Origin of the sequence: Rahnella perminowiae (genome assembly GCF_019049755.1) — a bacterium.
In the GTDB taxonomy this organism is placed as follows: Bacteria; Pseudomonadota; Gammaproteobacteria; order Enterobacterales; family Enterobacteriaceae; genus Rahnella; species Rahnella perminowiae.
Map to the genome: position 1 here is coordinate 1 of NZ_JAFMOS010000093.1, position 647 is coordinate 647.

The 647-nt window shown below is 37.9% G+C and carries 1 protein-coding gene; it reads right to left on the reverse strand.

Features of this window, described 5'->3' with window-relative positions:
• Window positions 1–98: 98 nt before the first annotated feature.
• A partial coding sequence (locus J1785_RS00480; RefSeq protein WP_217218543.1) for a MipA/OmpV family protein occupies window positions 99–647 on the reverse strand: 549 nt, incomplete at its 5' end.

A 647-nucleotide genomic window follows, 5' to 3' on the forward strand; every position in this document is an offset into this window, starting at 1 on the left:
AAATTAATATTTTGAGACAACATAGATTATAATATTTTTTTACTTCAAAAGTCAAGCATTTAGAGATTCCTCACATATAAATGCTTGTGATATACCAATCAGAAGGTATAAAGAATACCTAGCCCAAAGGATGCACTTCCGGATTTATCAATCATCGGGCTGTTTTTTATTTCATTAGGCAGCAGGGTATAGCGGGCCATAACAGAAGCTTTCCAGTTTTCAGCAAAAGGATAATCTAGCGCCAGTTGAATATAAGGTGAAAAGCTATCGTCAGGGTCATAAATGTTCAGTCCACTTCGGGAAGACTCTTTTGAACTGACACCATAGTAGTACTCATTTTGTTTTTTACTGTTCCACAGGAAGCCTACCCCTGGGCTGAGATCGAGGTCATTCCATTTAAAACGATAATCATAGCCAACATCGCTGGTCATTCCTTGGCTGTTGCCAAGCACATCTTTTTTAAAATCCGCATGAATTAAACCCCAACTGTCATGATGAATAAAAGAAACCCCTGACATCATAGTGGCCTTTCGTTTATTGAGTTTCTTTAATGAGTCATCGTCACTGTCTCCTGGTTTAAACTCCATGAGGGAATACTCTGCCAGGAAATTAAATTCATTATGTTCATCTTTATAAAGATGCAACCC